This is a genomic window from Panacagrimonas sp. (assembly GCF_965216805.1).
Classification (GTDB): domain Bacteria; phylum Pseudomonadota; class Gammaproteobacteria; order Nevskiales; family Nevskiaceae; genus Panacagrimonas.
The window spans coordinates 2,373,357-2,394,175 of record NZ_CBDCGN010000002.1 but is presented as its reverse complement, the minus strand read 5'-3'; the positions used below and the strand labels follow the sequence as shown (position 1 = coordinate 2,394,175).

The window sequence follows — 20,819 nt, the reverse complement described above, 5'->3', positions numbered from 1 at the left end:
GTCGTGCTCCTAGCCGAAGTGGATCTGGCTGCCGCGGGTCTTGACCAGCTTGTCGCCATTGATCAGGGCGTGCTCGCCGGACAGCTGCAGTAATTGGTCGGCCCGCCGTTCCAGATGGGTGGCGCTGACCCGATCAAGCCCATCGGTCCGTCGCTGGTGCTGTTTGCTGAAGTGAGAAACCCGATCGAACACGGTATGCAGCGCCGACCCGATCGCCTTGATCGCAGTGCCCACCAGGGTCAGTTCGCGGCCGACCAGGCGGGCGCGCTCGGTGGTGATCTCGGCGTCATGGGTATCGATCTGCATCTTCAGGCTTTCGAGGTGCAAGGTCGGTGCATGAAAGCTCAACGCCCCATCCTGGACTTCGAACCGGGTATCGCCCTGGCAGCGCAGCACCGTGGAGACGCCCTCCTCGCGCTGCAGGACCGCCAGAATCCAAAGCTCGTCCGGAGCCACCTGCAGGCAGGCGACGGTATCGCCCGGCGCCACTTCCAGCAGGCAGCTCGAGGCGCGCCTTGCGCTCGCCACCAGCGTGCCGCTGGTCACCGTGTAGCGGGCCTGCTCCACCGCGGTGACGATGCCGACGCAATGACTGGCCGGCGTCGGTACTGCCGTCGGCGTTCTGGCGGCAGGAGTGCGAGTGCGGTTGCGTGGGGGCAGCGCGGTAGTGGTCATGATGGGCTCCACAAAGTCTTTTGGTAATCCGGATGTCATGCGCGCGCCGGCTGCCACTGTTCGGCCGCCGCCTTCTGGGCGTCGGTTTGCAGGGCGCGCGCACGGTCGCTGAACCGGGCATCGTCGGTCAGCGCGCGATGCAGAACGGTTCTGAACATGATGGCCTCGTTGGCGTCGACCGCCTGCAGATTGGCTTGGCTGAAATCGGCGTAGGTCAGGTCGGCGTTGCGGAACAAGGCGCGAGGTAATTGGGCTTCCGCAAAGTGGACCTGGTGCAGGTTGCATGCGTCGAAACAGGCCTCCTCGAACTTCACCTTGGTGAACAAAGCCTGCTGCAAATTGGCGCCCGCGAATCGTACCTGCTTGCCGAAGGCGCCGCAGAACAAGGCATTGGGGGCCTGGGCACGGGTGAAATCGCATCCGCTCAGGTCGGAGCCGCTGAAGTTGCATTGCTTCAACGACACTCCTGTGAAACTCGAACCTTCCAGACTGGTGTTGTTGAGCTGGCATCCTTCCAGCAGTAGACCGACGAAGGAACGTCGCTTGAGCGGGGTCTTGAAGAAAGTGGTGCGCTTCATCCTTGCGCGCTCCCAGCTCAGCCCCTCGATATCGCTTTCCAGAATTCCCGCATGAACCCAACGGGTATCGTCGGCGCAGACGTTCTTCAAGCTGCAACGGGTGAAGTTGGTGGATTCCAGATCGGCGAACGCCATCTGCGCATGATCCAGCGTGGACTGCGAGAACAGCGCCATCGCAAGCTGCGCCCCCGCCAGATGGGCGCGCTGCAGGGAGCACTCGCTGACCACCGCTCCGATGAGGTTGGCCTTGTGCATGACGCTGTCGTCCAGAGTGCATCGGTTCAGCGTGACCTTGCGCAGATTGGCCCGGTCCAGTTGCGCGCCGGTCAGCACGCACTGATCGAATACGGCTTCGCGGATATCGGCGTCCTGCAGCAGAGCACCGCTGAAATCGCAGCCGCTGAATACGCCCCCGGCGAGAAAGCCGCCGCGATAGTCCTTGCCCCGGAAGTTCTTGCCCTCCATGGGTTCCCCCATGGTGACGGCGATGGCCAGCAGTTTGGCGTCCATGGGCGGTGCTCAGGCCGGGGCCGCCGCTGGGCGGTGACGCGGATAGGTGCGCGCGCGCTCCATCACCGCGCCTTCGAGCCTGACGTGGGTGTCCAGGACCACCCGCGACAGGTCGGCGTTGAACAGGTGGGCCCCGCGCAGATCCGCGCCTCGCAAGTCGGCGTTATGCAGGATGGCGCCATTGAAATCCACGTCGGACAGGTTGGCGTGGCACAGCACCGCCTTGCGCAGCAGGGCACCCTTGGCTTTGGCCAGGCGGGCATCGCAGGCGCTGAGGTTGGCGCGCCCCAGATTGGCTTCGTCCAGCACGGCGCGAACCAGACGCGCACCGGTCAGATCGCATTCGCCCAGATTGGCGCCGTTGAGGACGGCAGCGGAGAAATCGGCGCCTTTGAGCGTGGTGTTCTGCACGAATACGACGCCGGACATCTTGGCCGAAGCGAATATCGCACCGTTGGCGGCACAGGTGACGAAGCTGGCGGACGACAGGTCGGCACCTCTGAAATCGATCCCGGTGAGATCGCATTCGATGAAATTGCAGTTGGCCAGTTGCGCATCGGCGAATTCGCAGCCCTTCAGATCCAGCTTGTAGAAAATCTGCCCCGCCATCGCGGCGCGGCTGAGATCGGCGCCAGCCCACCGGCTTTCGAGTAGCTGGGCGGAGGGCATCCGCGCGCCGCGAAAGTCAGCCTTCTTGATATCGGCGCGCATGAAATTGGTTTCGGTCAGGTTGGCCTGATCGAATACCGTGCGTTCCAGCCGGGCCGAACCCAGATTGGCCTTGGTCAGGTCTGCGCGGATCAGCAGCGCGCTGCGCAGATTGGCGTGGGCAAGAACCGCGCCAGTGAGTTTGGCGCGCGACAGATTGCTGTGGGTCAGATCGACGCTTTCCATCCAGGCGCCGGTAAGGTCCACCCCGCGCAGATCGAGGTTGGAAAGGTCCACGCCCGTGAGGTCCATGCCGGGCCAGCGGCGGAAATCCCGCGACAGCAGAAACTCGATCTCGCGGCGCCGTTCCAGAGCGGCTTCGCCGGTCAACGGTCGCGCCGGATGCTGCAGATGAGCGCTTTGGCGATAGTCGTCGCGTTTGCTCATTTCCAGCAGGCGCAACTTCGGTTCCACCGCCGCCCGGTCGAAGGATTTGCCGGCACGGGAGTGCAGGTCGTCCAGTTCCCGGAGCTGAGCGTCGGCGGTGAATTTGGGCGGGCCGCGATGGACCAGCTCGGCGGGGTCGAGCTTCTTCTGCTTCATCACCTGGACCGCCTCGACCACTTTTTCGGCCTGCGTGACCATGTCTTCAACCGCAGCCCAGCGCTGCTCTTCCATCTGCTGACGCAGCTTTTCCACGTAGGCGGGCATTTCCTGAGGCGTCGGCGGTTTTTCGCGCTGCGGCATCTTGATTCCCAGCGCGTCCGGATCCTGGCCGCGGGATCGAACCAGATCCTGCGCCATGGCCACATCCACCTGGGCGCGGCGCAACTCCGCATCTTCCTTGAGACCTTCGGGCTTCATCGAAGCCTGCTGAGCCTCCATGGAAGGATCGGCCGCGTCCAGGCCTTCGGGCAGGAAATCGGTGTCGCAGAGGGCGTACAGGATGGCGTCCGGACCGACACTGCGACGCTCCAGCGCCGCCAGATAGTGCTCGTCGGATTTGCGATGCTGCTCGCCGAGGCGTTCGACCGCGCCGAGCAGCTGGTGGATATCGCCGGCATCGTCTTCCAAGGCCTCGGTCAGGCCGTGATATACCAGCACCATGCGTTCGGCATGGGGGAAAAACCACACGGTGGTGAGCTGCATCGAGACTTCGCGCATGCGGGCACCGGATGCATCGCCGGCCGCGGGCTTGCGCCCGACAAAGGCACGCACCCGCAACCCAGGCAGATTGCCGCGGATATGCGGCCGGGTCGGGTGAAGATTCTCCAGCTCGAACTCTTCGTCTCCGCGCAAGGTGCCGGAAATCCACTGGTCCTGCGGCGCGAAATTGAAGTACTTCCAGTTCAGGTCCGGCGCGAAACCCGGTGAGTGTTCCTTCAGCCAGACGTCGTCGTAGGTGCCGCGGAGCGCAGCGCGCTGCGGGTGCATGACGTCCAGCATGCCGAATCCGGCTGGCTCGATGACCTGATCCGCGGTCTTGAGTCGCGAGTCCGGCAGTTCCAGATTGGGCAGCCAGCGCACCCCGTCGATCTCGGCGCGTCCCTTGCCGACCGGGTTCTGCGGAAAGTCCGGGCCGCCGTAGGCGTTCTTCCATTCGATCGCCATGCGCTCGAACGGCTGGGGTGCCGATACGGTCTTGCCGTCCCACCAGCGATCGCCGAACGCGAACAGGGTCTTCTCGGTGCTGCCAAGTCGGGCACGTACCGCAACGGCGTCGCGACGCTCGGCAGTGGGATAAGCGTAGCCGTGCACCAGGAACTCGGAGGTCAGTTTGGAGATGCCCTCATCGATCAGCGGCGTCTCCATCTCCTTGGTGATCAGGTTCCACATCGACTGCTCGCCCCACAGCGTGCCCTGTTCCGACTGCTGGAAGGGGACGTGCAGATATCCGGAGACGCAAAGGCCGAAGCGCTTGCGGTACTCCATGGGGCGGAACGATAGCCCCAGACATTGAGGCTTAGTGATCTGCATGGGCAGCCAGGTTATTCCAGCAACCGAGCCATGTCAGGACGTTTCTGCTCACGATTTGTTGTCGTCCGAACGATTCGTGTGGGGGCCATCCAGCTTGTTTCTGCGCTCGTAGTCAGCGGCACTTTCCTTACTGCCGTCGCTGCCCGCCGTCGGCGTCACACCGTACTTGGTGTCTTGCGCATGCATCTTGTCGGTGGCGGTGATGTGGTCGCTGTCCTGCGGGCCGGAATCGCCGTCGCCGCCACCGGCGCTCCCGGTTTCCGAAAGGCGATTCAACCGTGCAGCCAGACCTGGATGCCCGGCGTCGGCGGCGGCCTGTGCGGCTTCTTTCAACTCCTTTCTCGCCTCCCGGTACTGGTCTCCTAGCTCCTTGGCACCAAGTAGCAGTGCGCCAATTCCCCAACCTGCAAACCCTAAAGCTGCTCCGATCGACACTGCGGTCGCAACGGGTCCTGCCACCGTCTGGCCTGCGGCTGCAGCAGACCCTGCGGGTAGGTACATCTTCATGGAGTCCATTTCCATCGCGACGCCAACCGCGGCGGTCAGACGTGCCGCAGCTACATTGTCAACCTGTACCGCCAAGGTATTACTGATGCTGGCACCGATGAACGTCTCCAACGCCAGCCCCATAAAGGTGTTGCGCGCAAGGCCCATGTTTGTATCGCTGGCCGATCCCATATATCCGCTTGAGTTGCTGCCCATGACCGTCGTGTTGTTACCCATCGACGTCTGATTGATATTGCCAACCGCCAGAATCGAGGCATCCGTGTTGCTCAGCAGATTGAACTTGTTGGTCATGATCGAGTACGGGCCGATCGGCGCACTGACCACGTAGGAGCTGCCGCCGGTGACGTTCATCGCGATGTGACCGGCTTCGAATGTGATGTTCGCTGCCTTGTATTCCACGTTTCCAGTGACCGCGACCGACTGATTGCCTGTCACTGATCGGCTTTCGTTACCCGCCGTTTTGTCTTTGCGATTGGCATCGGTGGACGTTTCAATATCGCCGGCAACTCCCATGCTGTGTTTGCCATCGATCTTGATCGCCTGATTGCCGGTGATCTTGAGTTCCTGGTTGCCGCCGATCTTGATCGCTTGATCCACATCGACAATGTGCGTCTCGTTGTTCTTGACGTGGATGGCGCGGTTGTTGGTCACCGCCAGCGACTGGTCGCGCTGCACGATGGTGCTCTGGTCTCGCTGAATCACGTTGCTCTGGTCGCGCTTGACCACGTGCATCTGATCGCGCCCGATGTTGATCGAGTCGTCCACCTCCACCGAGCGGCTCATGTTGCGCTCGGCGTGGATGGTGATCAGTTCTTTGCCTTTCTCGTCTTCGAACTTGAGTTCGTTGGCGTTGTCGGGCGTGCCGCCCTTGCTGGACCGGGTGAGGATCCCGGACTGGGTCTTGTTGGCGGGCAGGGCCCAGGGCGGCATCTGCTCGGCGTTGTAGACCCGTCCGGTGATCAGGGGGCGGTCGGGATTGCCTTCCAGAAAATCCACCACCACTTCCTGGCCGATGCGTGGGACCGTCATCCAGCCGTAATTCTTGCCGGCCCAGATCTGCGAGACCCGCACCCAGCAGGAACTCTCGTCGTTGTGCTTGCCACGACGGTCCCAGTGGAACTGCACCTTGACGCGGCCGAATTCGTCGACGTGAATCTCCTCGCCGTCGGGGCCCACCACAACTGCGGTCTGGGGCCCCTGAACCGCAGGTCGGCGGGTGGTGCGCGGGCTGCGGTACTGCATGTCGGCACGAAGCAACCGGAAGCGGCAGTCGAAAGAGGCGGGCACGTCCATCTCGGGGAGATTGTTCTCCGCCTCCAGATGCGACGACACCACCAGATGTTCCTTGTTCTGATCGAAGCGAAGATGATGGGTCAGTGTGAACAACGCTCCGCAGACGAGCAGCCGGGAATCGCCGCGCCCCTCGACGATCTGATACCCGGCCTGGATCTCTTCGAGCCGCTTGCGCGCAATGCCGACGCCTTCCGGCTTTTCGCCGTCCTCGCCGTCGCGAACCTCGTCGTAGAGACCCGGATAGTCGAAGACTTCGTGCTTGGCTTCGCTGTGCGCCTGTTCGATGGTGCACACCGCATCCAGCGGCAGGCTGGGCGTTTCGAAGTTGTAGTCGCGCATGGCGAAGCCGCCCGGCTGGATCTCGCCTCTCACCGTCCACTGGTGAATGCGCGGATCGGTCATGCCGGGCCGGTCGTCGTCGTTGTGCATTCGCACCAGGCCCACCGACTCGTGGTTGCTCGGGCCGTCGCAGATCGTCAGCGTGTGCTTGCCGGGCTCATGCTTGAAGAAGTAGTAGATACCGTCTTCTTCCATCAGCCGACTGATGAAGTCGAAATCGCTCTCGCGATACTGAACGCAGTACTCGCGAGTCGCGTACTGGCCGGTCAGCTTGAAGTCGAAATCGACATCGGTGTGATCTTCGAACACTTCTTTGAGGATCGCCTCCGTCGTCTTTTTCTGAAAGATGCGGCAATCCTGGGTGCGGGTCAGCATCCACAGCCAGGGCCGGAGGATGAGGCGATATCGGTACAGGTTGTCGAAATTCCTGACCGCACCCAGCATGGCAATCTGTGCCACGCGGCCGTCGATGGCGCGCCGCGGCAGCAGGCCCCCGTCGTCCACCTCCATCAGCACCGTCACATGCTTGCCCAGGATGTCGTCGAATGACAGGTCCGGCGTGTTGCTGAGCGCCAGCACCTCGTACTCGAACAGCCGGCCCAGGGTCTCGCTTCCGGACACGCTCTCGATGACCAGACTGCCCTTGGGCGATGGCGCCTCGATGTCCAGCCAGCGATTGCTGGTCGATGCCGCGTTCAGCTTGAAAGTGGCCATGTGTTTAACCCTCAATACCGGAACTGGTTGCTGCGGAGTCGATCGTGGCTGCTCGAAATCCCGGGCCCAAGGCTCCTGAATTGGCGCGCGTGCCGACCTCCGTTGGCGATGCCCTACTATCAGTCATGTGCGGGGCGGGAGGAAGGGTCGCCGGCCGTGAATCGCGGTGCGGACGTGAGGAATGTCACGAACCAACTGCGTCGGCGGCAGGTTCGGCTACGCCTCTTTTCTCGCCGCGACCAGCAGCCCGGCCACCGGTTTCTGCAGTTCCGTGCGCAAGCTCTCTTTGCGGACCGTGATCGACGTGAATCCCGCCTGCGCCAAGCAGCGCTCCACGTAGTCCTGCCGGTGCGCGTAGCGGCCGCTGACCTGGATCGCATAGCCATGGTCCTGGCTTTCATTGTTCTCCACGGAAAACAGCAGCCACCCGTCGGTCCGCAGGGCGCCGTGAGCGGCCTCGCAGGCGGCCTCGATCGCGCCGAAGTAGCACAGGGTGTCGGCGCTGACCACCAGGTCGTAGACACCGCTTCGGGAACGCAGAAACGCAGTGAGCTCGGCCTCGTAGAGGGCGTCGTACTGCTGGCGTGGCTTGGCCTTGGCCAGCATGCCGGCCGACAGATCGACGCCTTCGAGCATTGAGCAATGACTTCGGATCAGCGGCGCCAGCAGCCCGGTTCCGCATCCCGCGTCCAGCACTTTCAAGCTAGCTTGGGGCGGACCCAGCAGCTCTCCAGCCAATTGCGCGAGCAGCTGCGGCGCCTTGTACTCCAAGTCAGCCAGCTTGGCATCGAAACTGTCGGAAAAACCGTCGAAGAGCTTCTTTACGTACTCGTCGGGGGCTCGCGCAGGAGCATCCGACCCACCCATGGCCGCCAGCATGTGCTGGGCCTCGGTGTCGTCAGGATTACGCTCCAGGGCGCTGCGACACATCTCACGCGCTTCTTCCACTTTGCCCGAGTAGGCCATCGCAAGGGCGATACGCAAATGGGTTTCGACAATATCCGGTGCGAACTTGGCGGCCAGCCGATAGTGCTTGATGGCAAGATCATATTTGCCACGGACGGCGAGCAGATTGGCGTAGGTCTGCTGGACGTGGCCGCTCTCTGGCATCTGCTCCAACGCCGGCCGCAGAACTGCCTCGGACTCGTCCAGATTCTGCAACGCCCGCAGCAGCGCTGAGAGTGCGATTCGGGGAGGGTAGGCCTCTGGGTCCGACATCAGCGCACGGCGCAGGTGATGCTGCGCCTCGCCGGTTCGGCCCTGTTGCAGCAGCATGTTCCCCAGATTGCCATGAGCAGCGGCGTAGTCGGGCGATACTTCCAGCGCCCGCCTCATCGACGCAATGCCCGCCACCTGTTCGTCGCTGTGATACTGCAACATGCCCAGGTAGTTCCAGCCTTCCGCGCTTTGCGGCCAGCGTACGACCAGCTTCTCGCATAGCCGCTTGGCTTCGATGTTCTGGCGAGCGTGATGCAGCTCGCGAACCATTTCGATTGCGCCGGCAAGCGTCAGCGTGACCTGCTGCTTACGCCTGCCCATGTGCCGTTTGATCTTGGACTTGCTGATTCATCGCGAATGGGATCACTTGACCTCTCCACCCTCTTATCTGAAATATCTGATTGCGGTCCGATTATGCGGGCTGGGAACGATCTTCCATTCCGCTGGACCGATGTGGCTGGATGTCATCTCGACCAAGCAGGCCCATAACGTCAAATAATGTGCCGGCATGACCTCCATTCCTCCATACATGATGCTGGCGGACCCGACAGCGGAGTTTCCGATCAGCTCACCTGCGCTCAGGAACGTGGGAGCCCTCACAGCAGGATTTTGGTCCAGCAGGTCTGACATCCCAGCTTGCTGACCACGCTTTCGTTGGTCGGATGAATCCCACGTGGCTGGATCGCCCTGTTTTGCCGCAAGCTGCAGGGTTTTCGATATTAGGCTATCCGCATTCGCGCGGTCGGTCAGATGGGGATGCATCCGTCCCATGTATTCATCCGGCAACCCGAGCATATGGCCAAATTCATGACACAGGACGATGTAGTTCATCTCGGCCGCATGATCCACGTCCTTGGGCACTCGGACGACGATGCACACGCCCTGGATCGAGGTGGAGGATGTATTTTTTCCGCCGTGACTCGCTATCGTTTCCTGGATCTTCGCCTTTAATCCTTTTTTCCGAGTTGGAGAATCGGTTACCTCGAGGGAGACATCCTCGTTCCGCAACACGCATTTCAGGACATTCGCAACTTCGTTGGCTCTCTTCTTGCCCAAGCCGACGTTGAAGTGCCCGTCAGTGCCGCCTGTGTGCCCATAGACAACAAGTTGGATGCCCTTCACATCGCTGGTCGAAATGCGATGCACAAAGCGGGCGTAATCCAACAGTTTGCCCTTCGCTTCGGGTGACAACGTACCGCTGTTCTTGTCGAAGGGAATGAAGCCTACCCCCCTGTCGATCAAACCCTGTTCAAGCTGATAGACCCTCAGATTAAAGATGCCTTCTCTTATTTTCCGCTGATCCTTTGGATACAGTGCCTTGTTGTCAAGCGCGCATATCGGTGGAGTTTGCCACCCGACCCCACCGCCAGAAGTTGGCCAGTCGTCGGGCAATTTGTCGACCTTGAGATGCAAGTGGGCTTGAGCGAGTGGAGTCGACACCAAATTGACATTCACCGAAGCAGATATGTCCTCCCAGCCCTTCTTCGTGCATTGGAAGATGAATCGATTGCTCCAGAAGGTGGAAATCGTAGAGAAAGCCTGTTCCTTCCACTTTATTTTTTCTTCATCGGTCCATTTGACCATCTGAGTTTCGGCGAACTCCACGAAGACCTTGAAGGTCACATCCATTTCGCAAGCATCCACATTGTAACTGGCATTGAAAAGGCCAATTCCCGTAGGAGCGGTCCAATTTACCTTCACAAATTTAGCGCGATACGACGCTTCAGCGAATCGCTCTTTGGGTGTCATAGCGGGTTACCTCCCTTTGAGTGAACTCGACCTCGGGGTCGGGGTTTTTCTGATGATTAGACTGCGACGAGGGACTTTCGAAGATAGTCAAAGGTTCCATAATTGAGCGTAAACGGCCTGGAAGTCACGAACGCCCTACGGAAGGAAGGGATGCTCAGCATCTCGCGAAAGTCCGTCATGAACTTGTCGACGTTCGTCCACCCATGCACCGTGCCCGATGCGTGCAATTCTTCGACCTTGTTGACTTTGCATTTGATTAGGAACTGACCGACCTTCGCATTCCCTAGGGCATCTTTCCTGATGTCGTGCGGGGGCGTGTTGGTGAGGTACGCCGCGGCATCGATCGCATCGTCGCCGAACATGTTCTCGCAGACCGATTTGAAGACGTTTTTGGCGTAATGAAAGGTACTTTCCGAGGAGGTCAGGTAGCACCACGTCTTCGATTTGTAGTCGGCGAAGAGGATCGAATCTCCGTTGACCCCGTTCACTCCCATGCGGACGGGCAGCGATTTGATGGTGAGCTTTCTTCGGGTGAAGAAGCCGAGTTTGTGCTTGAATTGATCGACATAAGGTTCTGTTCCGGCTTTGGCATGCCGCGAGTTGCAAGTGAGGATCTCGACGGAGTCAATACCGCTGTTCTTCGATTTCCATTCCTTTACCTTGTCGGCCAGGTCGCCGGGACTCAGGTTGCAAAAGAGCCCGGAGTTGCCGTGCCCCCACAGGATAAGGGTCTTCAGACCGGCGACCTTGACGACGGGATCCTGCACCAACTGCGCCCTGCCCTGATTGTCATCCAGCGCTTTGGCACGGTTGGCGTGATCGTGCTCATAAAGGATGTGGTACATGTCGATTCTCTACTCCGATGCGATAGCGCTCAAAAGGTGTACTTGAAGTTCGCGCCGTCAGCCTCAATTCGTGCACGCTCAATCGGCTTGCCGTCCATCAGGCGATTGAGAAACTCGCGTGAAATATCCGGCAGCATGGTGTTGGTCAGAATCGCATCAATCATGCGGCCGCCCGATTCGCTCTCGGTGCAGCGCGACACCACCAGCTTGACCACATCCTCGCTGTACTCGAACGGAATCTTGTAACGCGCCTCGATCCTCTTCTTGATGCGGTTGAGCTGCAGTTTGACGATCTCGCCGAGCATTTCGTCGCTGAGCGGGTAGTAGGGGATCGTCACCAGGCGACCGAGCAGGGCAGGCGGGAAGATCTTCAGCAGCGGCTCGCGGATGGCCTTGGCCATGCCTTCGTGATCGGGCATCAGCTCCGGGTCCTTGCACAGACCGGCGATCATCTCGGTGCCGGCGTTGGTGGTGAGCAGGATCAGGGTGTTCTTGAAGTCGATGACGCGGCCTTCGCCGTCTTCCATCACGCCCTTGTCGAAAACCTGGAAGAAGATTTCATGCACGTCGGGGTGGGCTTTTTCGACTTCGTCGAGCAGCACCACCGAGTAGGGCTTGCGTCGCACGGCTTCAGTCAGCACGCCGCCTTCGCCATAGCCCACGTAGCCGGGGGGCGCACCCTTGAGCGAGGAAACCGTGTGCGCCTCCTGGTACTCGCTCATGTTGATGACGATCATGTTCTGCTCGCCGCCGTAGAGGGCCTCGGCGAGGGCGATGGCGGTCTCGGTCTTGCCAACACCCGAGGTGCCGGCCAGCATGAACACGCCGATGGGTTTCTGCGGGTTATCCAGCCCGGCGCGCGAGGTCTGGATGCGCTTGGAGATCATCTCCATGGCGTGGTCCTGACCGATCACGCGCTTGGCCAGCAGTTTCGGCAGCTTGAGAATGGTGTCGATCTCATTGCGCGCCATGCGCCCGACCGGGATGCCGGTCCAGTCGCCGACCACGCTGGCCACCGCCTGGTAGTCCACCGTCGGCAGCATCAGCGGGCTTTCGCCCTGCAGGTCGGTGAGCCTGGCTTGCACGTCCTTGAGTTCTGCAAGGGCGGCGGCGCGTTCTTCGTCGGTCAGCGCGGTGACTTCGGGCGGCGGCGGCGCTGCCCCTTCAGCCGCGGCTTCCAGTTTGCTGCCGGTGCCTTCCACCGGCTTGCCGCCTGCGCGCAGCTTGGCGCGCAGATCCAGCAACTGCGTGACCAGGGCTTTTTCTTCGTCCCAGCGCTGTTCGAGACCAGCCAGCTTCTCCTTGGCCGTTTCGAGCTGCGCGGTGGCTTCGGTTTCGCGTTCAGCCACATCAATGCCGATGGTCTTCTCGCGGCCGATGATCTCCAGTTCGGTATTGAGCGAGTCGATGTGCTTGCGGGTGTCGTCGACTTCCGGCGGCGTGGCGTGCAGGCTCACCGCCACGCGCGCGCAGGCGGTGTCGATCAGGCTCACCGACTTGTCGGGCAACTGGCGCGCGGGAATGTAGCGGCTGGACAGCTTGACCGCGGCTTCAAGCGCTTCGTCCAGGATCTGCACCTTGTGGTGCTTCTCCATGGTGCTGGCCACGCCACGCATCATCAGGATGGCTTTCTTTTCGTCCGGCTCGTCGACCGTGACGCTCTGGAAGCGGCGGGTCAGCGCCGGGTCCTTCTCGATGTGCTTCTTGTATTCGGCGAACGTGGTGGCGCCGACGGTGCGCAGGGTGCCGCGCGCCAGCGCCGGCTTGAGCAGGTTGGCGGCATCACCGGTGCCGGCCTGGCCGCCCGCACCGACCAGGGTGTGGGTTTCGTCCACGAACAGGATGATGGGCTGGGCGCTGGCCTGGACTTCGTCAATCACCGAGCGCAGACGCTGTTCGAACTCGCCCTTCATGCTGGCGCCGGCCTGCAGCAGACCGATGTCCAGTGCCAGCAGTTTCACGTCCTTGAGCGAGGGCGGCACGTCGCCACGCGCGATGCGCTGGGCAAAGCCTTCGACCACGGCGGTCTTGCCGACGCCCGCCTCGCCGATGAGTATGGGGTTGTTCTGGCGGCGACGCATGAGGATGTCCACCACCTGGCGGATCTCGTCGTCGCGGCCGACGATGGGGTCCATCTTGCCGCTGCGTGCCTGCTCGGTCAGGTCGGTGCAGAACTTCTTCAGCGCCTCCTGCTTGCCCATCTGCGCCGGCGCCATGGCGCCGCTGGCTTCGCCCGGTGAGCCGGCCCCGCCCAGGGTGGAGCCATCGGACGCAGACAGCCCGTCTTCGGGCGAGCCGCCGACAATCTTGTCGAGATTCTCGGCCAGATCCTCGGACTTGATCCGGTCGAACTGCTTGGAGATGCCGCTGAGCGCGCTACGCAGCATGGGGCGCTTGGTCATCGCCAGCAGCAGATGCCCGGAGCGGATCGCGCCTTCGCCGAAGCCCAGCGTGGCGAACAGCCAGGCCTCCTTGACCACGGTATCGATGGAATCGGAGATGTTGGAGATCGAGGTGGCGCCGCGCGGCAGGCGGTCCAGCGCCGTGGTCAGGTCCTTGGCGATGACCGAGCTGTCCAGGCCGTAGTGTTTGATGATGCGATGCCAGTCGCTGTCGGGGCTTTGCAGCACCTGGGCGACCCAGTGATCCAATTCCACCACCGGGTTGCCGCGCAGCTTGCAGAACACGGTCGCCCCCTCGATGGCCTTGTAGGCGAAGCTGTTGAGCTTGCCGAACACTGCCGGTCTGCTGATCTCTCCCATCGCAACGCTCCTTGTTGGTGATTCGAAATGTATCGCTGTGCTTATCCGGCTCCGCCCGCCGTGATCAGGCGTTCCGGGTCCAATACCAATTCATCCGCGTCGCGGGTGCGCGTCTGGCTTCCGATCCATGAAGACCAGCCCAGCCGGGTGCTGCCGCCCAACCGCGCCTTCGGCACCTGCGCTCTGTCGAGCACCAGTTGCAAATCCCAGTCCAGTTCAAAGCACAGGTAGTGGCGCATCAAGGCCACCAGACGCTTGAGCATGCCGGCCCCCGGCAGCAAAGCTTCGAACTGCGCGGCACTCAAGGGGCCAAAAGACAGGCGGATACGATGTTGCCGGTCCCACACCCGGCTGCCGAGCACCGTGCCCTGTCCGAGCATGCAACCCGCCGTTCGCGTGCCGATGCGGGTCAGGTCGTCGGCCGGCAGTCGCAGCCAGTGGCCGACGAACTCGACGATCTTCACCGGCAGACCGAAATATCCCGACAGGATGGTGCGCAGACCCTCCGCGTTGTGCACAGAACGCGACAGGATTCCGGAAAAATAGAAGCGCACATGGTCGCCGGCGGCGTCCCGCTGCTGCAGGCTCGGCGTTCCCATGCCGACAAAGCTGCCGACGTAGCTGGCAAACCGGTCCGATTGGGGGCGGTCGAAGCTCACCGTCGGCTGCGCCTGTGCCCAGGCGCGGTAGAACAGCGTCAGGAGCCGGTGATGCAATAGGTCGGCAAAGCGTACAAAGCTGCCGTCGCGGTGGTGAATGATGCGCCGCCGCGCGAACTCGGTCAGATGCAGGGGCAGAGGGCCATTAGGCCCAAACAGGCCGAAAAACTGCTGGATGAGCCGGGGGGGGGCGCCGGATTTACCGGGGCGCAGCGCCGAGAATACGGACGGCGCAAAGTTCATCGACGGGTCCTGGCCGAAACGCACCGGCTCGTCCTGGGGACGCCGTGCGTAGCCGATGCGCGGATGCTGGGGGTAGGCGCACTCGATTTCGCGCAGGGTGCGGTAAAAGTCGTGCCGCCACGGCGCCGACTCCAGCTCGCGCAGCAGCGCTACAGGATCTCGCGCACGCCGCATCGAGGCACCCATTTCATGATCTCGCCGCGCGAACTGGTGCGCAGCACGGTTTCCGTGAAGGAATTGAGCGTCACGTAGCGTGACAGAAACTGCTCCATGACCGTGCCGAACAGGAAGGGGCTGGCACCCTGAAAGCCCATGTCGTTGACTTCGAGTTCAACCCTGAGGCCGCGGCCGAAGGCGATCGGCCCGGGCATGGGCAAGCGTCGCGTCAGGGGCCTCACCTGCACCGAACGGATCGCCTCAACCTGCTTTTCGAGCGCGGCGTCCTGTCCGGCGTAGAGGGCAAGAAGCTCGCGCAGCGCGGCGGCCCCACGCTGGGGGTCCTGATCGGTAAGGCTCAGATAATTGAGCGACAGATGACTGATCAATGCCCAGCTGTTGTCCTGCTCCCGCATCACCGAACGTGGTCGGGTGGGCCCGCGAATGCAGCGTATGGTGGGCGCCGGCAGGGTCTGATCCGGCGTGAAGTCGGTCTTCCCCAGACCCACTGGCATGTGCAGCGGCAGGTCGCGGTTGGTGCACAGCGCGGTCACCGCCAGCTGTTTGAGGCTCTCCGAAAAAGGCGCTTCGGCACCATCCACGAGCGACAGAAAGATCTCGCTGCCGATATAGGTGGACCGGAAACCCTTGATCTTCTGATTGGTCGACAGCAGTCGCGGTTCGCGCTGTACGCTGAAATACGCCTGTTGTTCGTCGGGCACCGCGGGGTAGGCCTCGTAGAACGGCCGGAAGCGGCGCTCGTTCTGGTTGCCCTCGTCGAATCCAACGACGTTCTCCACCGTGTGGATTTCGAAATCCATCGGGCGGGTGCGATCCACCACGACATGAAAGCTGTGCTCGTGGGGGACAACCGGGATGCGGTCGGTGCGCCGCGAATAGAGGTTGACGATCGGTGTGCAGAACAGGCTGAACTGCTCGGCATCGACCATCGACTCCAGCGCCGCATCGCTGCGGGAGAAGGGAATGACCAAGTCCAGCTCGGACCCCTCGCAGCGACGCGCGATGCGCGACAACCCGGTCAACTCGGCAAACAGGAATCGCTGCGGAAAATAGAAATATTCCTGCAGCAGGCGATAACCGGAAAATCCGCGCGGGCTGAGGGGCAGGATAGCGTCCGCATCCTGGTAGCCACGGTGCTCGATATGTCGGGACGGCAGAAACTCGAACCAGGGCGAAGGCCTTTGCGTCGGCAGTCCCAGTACGCCCAGTCCGCTGGCATGGATCAGTTCGAACAGACGATAGGCGGTGTCTTCCGCACCGGAAAGGTAAATGGAAAGGCGGTCCAGATTGAGCTTGGAAATGCTCAGGCCTTCGCGGGTACCCAAACGCAGACGCAGGCCGCCCTTGATGGGTGTGGCCACCGGCAAGCCCTGCAAAGGCAGGTCGGGGGCATAGGTGAAGTACTGCGCCTGCAACACCTGGAGCGGGTGCAGCGTCACGTCCTGCGCCGTACGAAACTGGCAGGCGGTGGTGTCGCCCTTGCCCAGCAAGCTGCGGAGGCCGGTGCCACGCGGCACCTTGAATCCCTTTTCCAGCGCCGGGTTGTTGAAGTCGGGTTCGAAACGCGCGACACCCATCGACGGAATCGGCGCGAGCAACTGCGGATAGACGATTTCCAGCAGGCGCTGGGTGAAGCGGGGAAACTCCGCGTCCAGACGCAACTGCACGCGTGAAGTCAGGAAGGCCGCGCCTTCGAGCAGACGCTCGACGTAGGGGTCGGATACGTCGATGCCGTCCATCCCCAGTCTGGCCGCCACCTTGGGGAACTGGCGCGCAAACTCGGCGCCCATCTCGCGCAGATGGGCCAGCTCGGTGTTGTAGTGTCTCAGCAGCCTGGGGTCCATAGGGAGTGCGAGTTCGGACTAGGACGCTTCGCGTACTTCGACCTGACCGCTTTCCAGGTCTACATCGGTGTGCAGCAACAGCTCGATAGGCACCGGCACCGACCACAGGCTGCCTCGGATCTCGACCTGGATCTGGTTGTGATGATCGAGCGACTTGCCGGACAGCATGGCGCGGATCTGCAGCGACCCCGGCACCAGGCGCGGTTCGAAGCGGGTAATGGCCTCGCGGATGGAATTCTCCAGGGTGTTGACGTCCATACCCGAAGCGGTGTTGCCGGCCAGGGGCGGCAAGCCGAATGCCAGGGTGGAGTTGCGCGCGTGCGGGTAGCGCTTGGAGTCGATGTCACCTTCGGTGTGCCAGCTTGAATTGAACAGCCAGGTGAGGTCTCTGAGCACGGCCTCGCGCAGTTTGCGCACGGTGATCAGACGCGACTCGCGGGTTTCGACGGCTTTGTCCGGCTCGTCGTCGATCAGACGGTCCAGCAGGGCCGGTTGCAGGCGTTCTTGTGGCGATAGCGATGGCATGTGGCCTGCATTCTCTTATTCGGAGGTGGCCTCGTTGAACAGAATTTCCCTGCATTGGAGCAGCGGATACTCACCCGTATCGGTGGCCAGCAGGCGCTGCCCGAGGCCGTGGAACAAATCGTTGCCCTGGTCCAGCCACTCGGTCTTGCGCGAAAGCGCAATCAGCCCGTCATTGGAAGCTTCGGAGCCGGGATAACGCACCGGCAGCAGGGCGGCGGTTTCTCCGCCATTGGAAAACTGCAGGGCGGCCGGGACCCAGACGAAGTCGCGCAGATCTTCGGGAGGCTGCATCGCGATGCGCATCAGCCGCGAGAACGGAACCCAGTAGTAGCGACCGTTGATGAGGGCCTCCAGCACCGGGCCCATGCGCGGATCGGCATCGGCCATCCACTCGAACGGCGTCCCGTCAACCGTGCCGCTGCTGGCAGGTGCCTGATCGAACGCCTGAGCGCGGAGCTGAGCAGCGGCATCGAGTTCGCCGACGCCGGTGCGCAGCATCGATTCGATCAGCAAAGCGAGCCAGGGCTCCGGCTCGCCGAACAGCATCGGCGAGCGACGCCCTGCGAACACTTCGGTTCGCAGGGCCTCGCAACCGATGACATCCCGGTACATCTCCCGCATGAGCAAGGCTTCGGCATCCAGCTCGCCACAGACGTTGAGCTGGTTGAGTGCCCGTTGCCACTGACCCTGGACACACAAAAGCTGGAACAAAAACACGCGTAACTTGGGGTTTCCCGGCGCAGCCTTGACGGCGTCCTGCAATGCCGTCAAAGCCGAACCGAGGTCCCCGGCCCGCAGCGCCGCTTCTGCCTTGTCTATGCTCACTGCAACGCTCCTGCGGTCGATGTCACGTGGGGTGGATCAGGCGTTCTCGGCGAAGCTGTATTCCCACTGCCCGCCCTTCTCGCCGGTTCCGTCTGCCTTCTGCTTCTGATGCTCGAACTTCATCTTGGCGAAGTTCAGGGAGACGTTCTCGGTGAGACGGTCTTCACCGCCGGAGCCGCCCGTGGAGCACGATGACACGAATACATCCGACATCGTGATCTTGAGATACTCCAACGGCTTGTCGCCCGCCTTGCGCACCGTGAGGATGGCTTCCTTGATGTGGGTGCCCTTGATGCAGGCGAGCTGCAGCGCGGGACTGGAATCATCCAGATACTTGGTGACCGAAATATCCTGGCAGTTGGCTTTGCCCGCGCCCATGCCGCCACCCAGCTGCGCGTTGCCGGAATTGCTGACACCCCAGCTCCAGGCGAGCACGTCAATTTCGCCCGCCTTTGCCTTGTCACGAGTTTCACCCTTGATACCGTCAACCTTCAGAAACATATCTACGGCCATAGCACACTCTCCTTACGTTGATGAAGCGAATAGAAAACTGCATTGCGTGAAACGAAAAAACTACCGCGTGATGGTTGCCCGGAGGCGCCGGCCCTCAGGCACCCTTGCCGGAAGGCAGCTTTGAAACCAGGCGCAGCGACACGGTCAGGCCTTCAAGCTGATAGTGCGGGCGTAGGAAGAACTTGGAGGTGTAGTACCCCGGATTGCCTTCCACTTCTTCCACTACGACCTCGGCCGCGGCCAGGGGCTGCTTGGATTTGGCCTCTTCGCTGGCGGTTTCCGGACTGCCGTGGACGTACTGCATGATCCAGTTGTTGAGCCAGCGCTGCATGTCGGCTTTTTCTTTGAAGGAGCCGACCTTGTCGCGAACCATGCACTTCAGGTAGTGAGCGAAGCGGCAGGTGGCAAACAGGTAGGGCAGGCGCGCCGCCAGGTTGGCATTGGCCGTGGCATCGGGATCGTCGTACTCGGTGGGCTTCTGCAGCGACTGCGCGCCGATAAAGGCTGCGAAGTCGGAGTTCTTGCGATGGATCAGCGGCATGAAGCCGTTGTTCGCCAGCTCCGCTTCGCGCCGATCCGAGATCGCAATCTCGGTCGGGCACTTCATGTCCACACCGCCATCGTCGGTGGGGAAGCTGTGCGCCGGCAGACCTTCGACCGCGCCGCCCGATTCGATGCCGCGGATACGCGAACACCAGCCATAGAGCTTGAAGGAGCGGTTGATGTTCACCGCCATCGCATAGGCGGAGTTCTGCCAGGTGTAGCGGCTGTGATCGGCGGCGCCGGTGTCTTCCTCAAAGTTGAACTCTTCCACCGGATTGCTGCGCGCCCCGTACGGCATGCGGGCCAGCGTTCGCGGCATGGTCAAGCCCAGGTAGCGGGCATCGTCGCTGTCGCGCAGCGAGCGCCAGGCCGCGTACTCCGGCGTGGAGAAAATTTTGGTCAGATCGCGCGGGTTGGCCAGTTCCTGCCAGGTTTCCATCTGCATCACCGTAGGCGATGCGGCGGCAATGAAAGGCGCGTGAGCTGCGGCGCTGATCTTGGCCATTTCGCCCAGCAGCTCGACGTCCGGAGCGCTCTGATCGAAGTAGTAGTCGCCGACCAGGCAGCCGAAGGGTTCGCCGCCGAATTGGCCGTACTCCGCCTCGTAGATCTTCTTGAACAGCGGGCTCTGATCCCAATTGGTGCCCTTGTAACGCTTGAGCGTCTTACCCAGATCCGCTTTGGAGATGTTCATCACGCGGATCTTGAGCTGCTCGTCGGTTTCGGTGTTGTTGACGAGGTGATGCAGACCGCGCCAGGCGCCCTCAAGCTTCTGCATATCGGCGTGATGCAGGATCAGATTGATCTGTTCGGAAAGCTTCTTGTCGATCGCGGCGACCATGCCGTCGATGGACTTGACGACGTCATCGCCGATCAACTGCGTGTTGGCCAGCGCCTGTGCGGCGAGGGTCTGGACCGCGGCCTCGACCGCGCTCTTGGCTTCGTCGGTCTTGGGATTGAACTCCTTGCTCAGCAGGGAGGCAAAGTCGTTGCCTTCGAATTCCACGCCCTGCAAGGGCGAGGATGACTGTTGTGCTTCGGCCATACGTATTCCCCAGTATCAGGTGGTGGGCGGGATCAGGACTGCGCCGGCGGTTCGCCGCCGTCAGTCGGCTTGGCGGCGGCGGCCAGCGACTGCAGCAAGGCGGGATCCTTGAGCACCTTGGCCACCAGTTCTTCGGCGTTGGTCTTGCCGTCCATGTAGGTGACCAGGTTGGACAATTGCTGACGGGCTTCGAGCAATTGCTTGAGACCGTCCACCTTCTCCGCAACGCGGGCAGGGGAGAAGTCGTCCATGCTCTCGAAGGTGAGGTCGACCGACAGGTTGCCTTCGCCGGTGAGCGTGTTGGGCACCTGGAAAGCCACTCGCGGCTTCATCGACTTCATGCGGCTGTCGAAGTTGTCGACATCGATTTCCATGAACTTGCGGTCTGCAACCGGAGCCAGCGGTTCGCTCGGCTTGCCGGACAGGTCCGACAGCACGCCCATGACGAAGGGCAGCTGGACCTTCTTCTGAGCACCGTACAACTCGACGTCGTACTCGATCTGCACGCGGGGCGCGCGGTTTCTTGCGATGAACTTCTGACTGCTCTGTGCCATGAGACTCTCCTGGATGACTGAAAGTACCGACTGCAATGCTGCAGTGGACCGCTGGTGTATCTGCCGCGCCGTATGG

General features: G+C 61.9%; 15 protein-coding genes. All 15 read right to left on the bottom strand.

The genetic code is table 11. From position 1 onward, the window contains the following. Positions 1 to 9: 9 nt before the first annotated feature. On the bottom strand, positions 10 to 675 hold the full coding sequence (locus tag ACOOHP_RS11330) for a DUF3540 domain-containing protein (RefSeq protein WP_420466532.1): 666 nt from the start codon (positions 673 to 675) through the stop codon (positions 10 to 12). Between the two features lie 35 nt (positions 676 to 710). Then, the gene (locus tag ACOOHP_RS11325) at positions 711 to 1,763 is read right to left on the bottom strand and encodes a pentapeptide repeat-containing protein (protein ID WP_420466531.1); all 1,053 of its coding nucleotides are present in this window, start codon (positions 1,761 to 1,763) and stop codon (positions 711 to 713) included. A gap of 9 nt (positions 1,764 to 1,772) precedes the next feature. Then, the gene (locus ACOOHP_RS11320; RefSeq protein ID WP_420466530.1) at positions 1,773 to 4,388 is read right to left on the bottom strand and encodes a DUF2169 domain-containing protein; all 2,616 of its coding nucleotides are present in this window, start codon (positions 4,386 to 4,388) and stop codon (positions 1,773 to 1,775) included. A 48-nt stretch (positions 4,389 to 4,436) separates the two neighbouring features. Continuing rightward, positions 4,437 to 7,241 carry a type VI secretion system tip protein TssI/VgrG gene (gene tssI / locus ACOOHP_RS11315; RefSeq protein ID WP_420466529.1) on the bottom strand — a complete coding sequence of 935 codons (2,805 nt, stop codon included), beginning with the start codon at positions 7,239 to 7,241 and terminating at the stop codon, positions 4,437 to 4,439. Positions 7,242 to 7,457: 216 nt separating this feature from the next. Beyond that, the gene (locus tag ACOOHP_RS11310; RefSeq protein ID WP_420466528.1) at positions 7,458 to 8,780 is read right to left on the bottom strand and encodes a tetratricopeptide repeat protein; all 1,323 of its coding nucleotides are present in this window, start codon (positions 8,778 to 8,780) and stop codon (positions 7,458 to 7,460) included. A gap of 63 nt (positions 8,781 to 8,843) precedes the next feature. Next, positions 8,844 to 10,208, bottom strand: a complete 1,365-nt coding sequence (locus ACOOHP_RS11305) for a hypothetical protein (RefSeq protein ID WP_420466527.1) — start codon at positions 10,206 to 10,208, stop codon at positions 8,844 to 8,846. Positions 10,209 to 10,264: 56 nt separating this feature from the next. Beyond that, positions 10,265 to 11,053: a hypothetical protein gene (locus tag ACOOHP_RS11300; RefSeq protein ID WP_420466526.1), complete on the bottom strand. Its 789-nt coding sequence runs from the start codon at positions 11,051 to 11,053 to the stop codon at positions 10,265 to 10,267. Between the two features lie 29 nt (positions 11,054 to 11,082). Continuing rightward, positions 11,083 to 13,815, bottom strand: coding sequence for a type VI secretion system ATPase TssH (tssH, locus tag ACOOHP_RS11295; protein WP_420466525.1), 2,733 nt, complete (start codon positions 13,813 to 13,815; stop codon positions 11,083 to 11,085). A gap of 41 nt (positions 13,816 to 13,856) precedes the next feature. Continuing rightward, positions 13,857 to 14,891: a type VI secretion system baseplate subunit TssG gene (gene tssG / locus ACOOHP_RS11290; protein ID WP_420466524.1), complete on the bottom strand. Its 1,035-nt coding sequence runs from the start codon at positions 14,889 to 14,891 to the stop codon at positions 13,857 to 13,859. Then, positions 14,867 to 16,738 carry a type VI secretion system baseplate subunit TssF gene (tssF, locus tag ACOOHP_RS11285; protein WP_420466523.1) on the bottom strand — a complete coding sequence of 624 codons (1,872 nt, stop codon included), beginning with the start codon at positions 16,736 to 16,738 and terminating at the stop codon, positions 14,867 to 14,869. Before tssF ends, tssG begins: the two co-directional genes overlap by 25 nt. Positions 16,739 to 16,756: 18 nt before the next feature. Further along, positions 16,757 to 17,263, bottom strand: coding sequence for a type VI secretion system baseplate subunit TssE (gene tssE / locus ACOOHP_RS11280; protein WP_420466522.1), 507 nt, complete (start codon positions 17,261 to 17,263; stop codon positions 16,757 to 16,759). Between the two features lie 15 nt (positions 17,264 to 17,278). After that, positions 17,279 to 18,088, bottom strand: a complete 810-nt coding sequence (locus ACOOHP_RS11275; protein ID WP_420466521.1) for a type VI secretion system accessory protein TagJ — start codon at positions 18,086 to 18,088, stop codon at positions 17,279 to 17,281. Positions 18,089 to 18,124: 36 nt separating this feature from the next. Beyond that, the gene (locus ACOOHP_RS11270) at positions 18,125 to 18,601 is read right to left on the bottom strand and encodes an Hcp family type VI secretion system effector (RefSeq protein WP_420466520.1); all 477 of its coding nucleotides are present in this window, start codon (positions 18,599 to 18,601) and stop codon (positions 18,125 to 18,127) included. A gap of 94 nt (positions 18,602 to 18,695) precedes the next feature. Then, positions 18,696 to 20,189: a type VI secretion system contractile sheath large subunit gene (gene tssC / locus ACOOHP_RS11265; RefSeq protein ID WP_420466519.1), complete on the bottom strand. Its 1,494-nt coding sequence runs from the start codon at positions 20,187 to 20,189 to the stop codon at positions 18,696 to 18,698. Positions 20,190 to 20,221: 32 nt separating this feature from the next. Further along, the gene (gene tssB, locus ACOOHP_RS11260) at positions 20,222 to 20,743 is read right to left on the bottom strand and encodes a type VI secretion system contractile sheath small subunit (protein ID WP_420466518.1); all 522 of its coding nucleotides are present in this window, start codon (positions 20,741 to 20,743) and stop codon (positions 20,222 to 20,224) included. Positions 20,744 to 20,819: the final 76 nt, after the last annotated feature.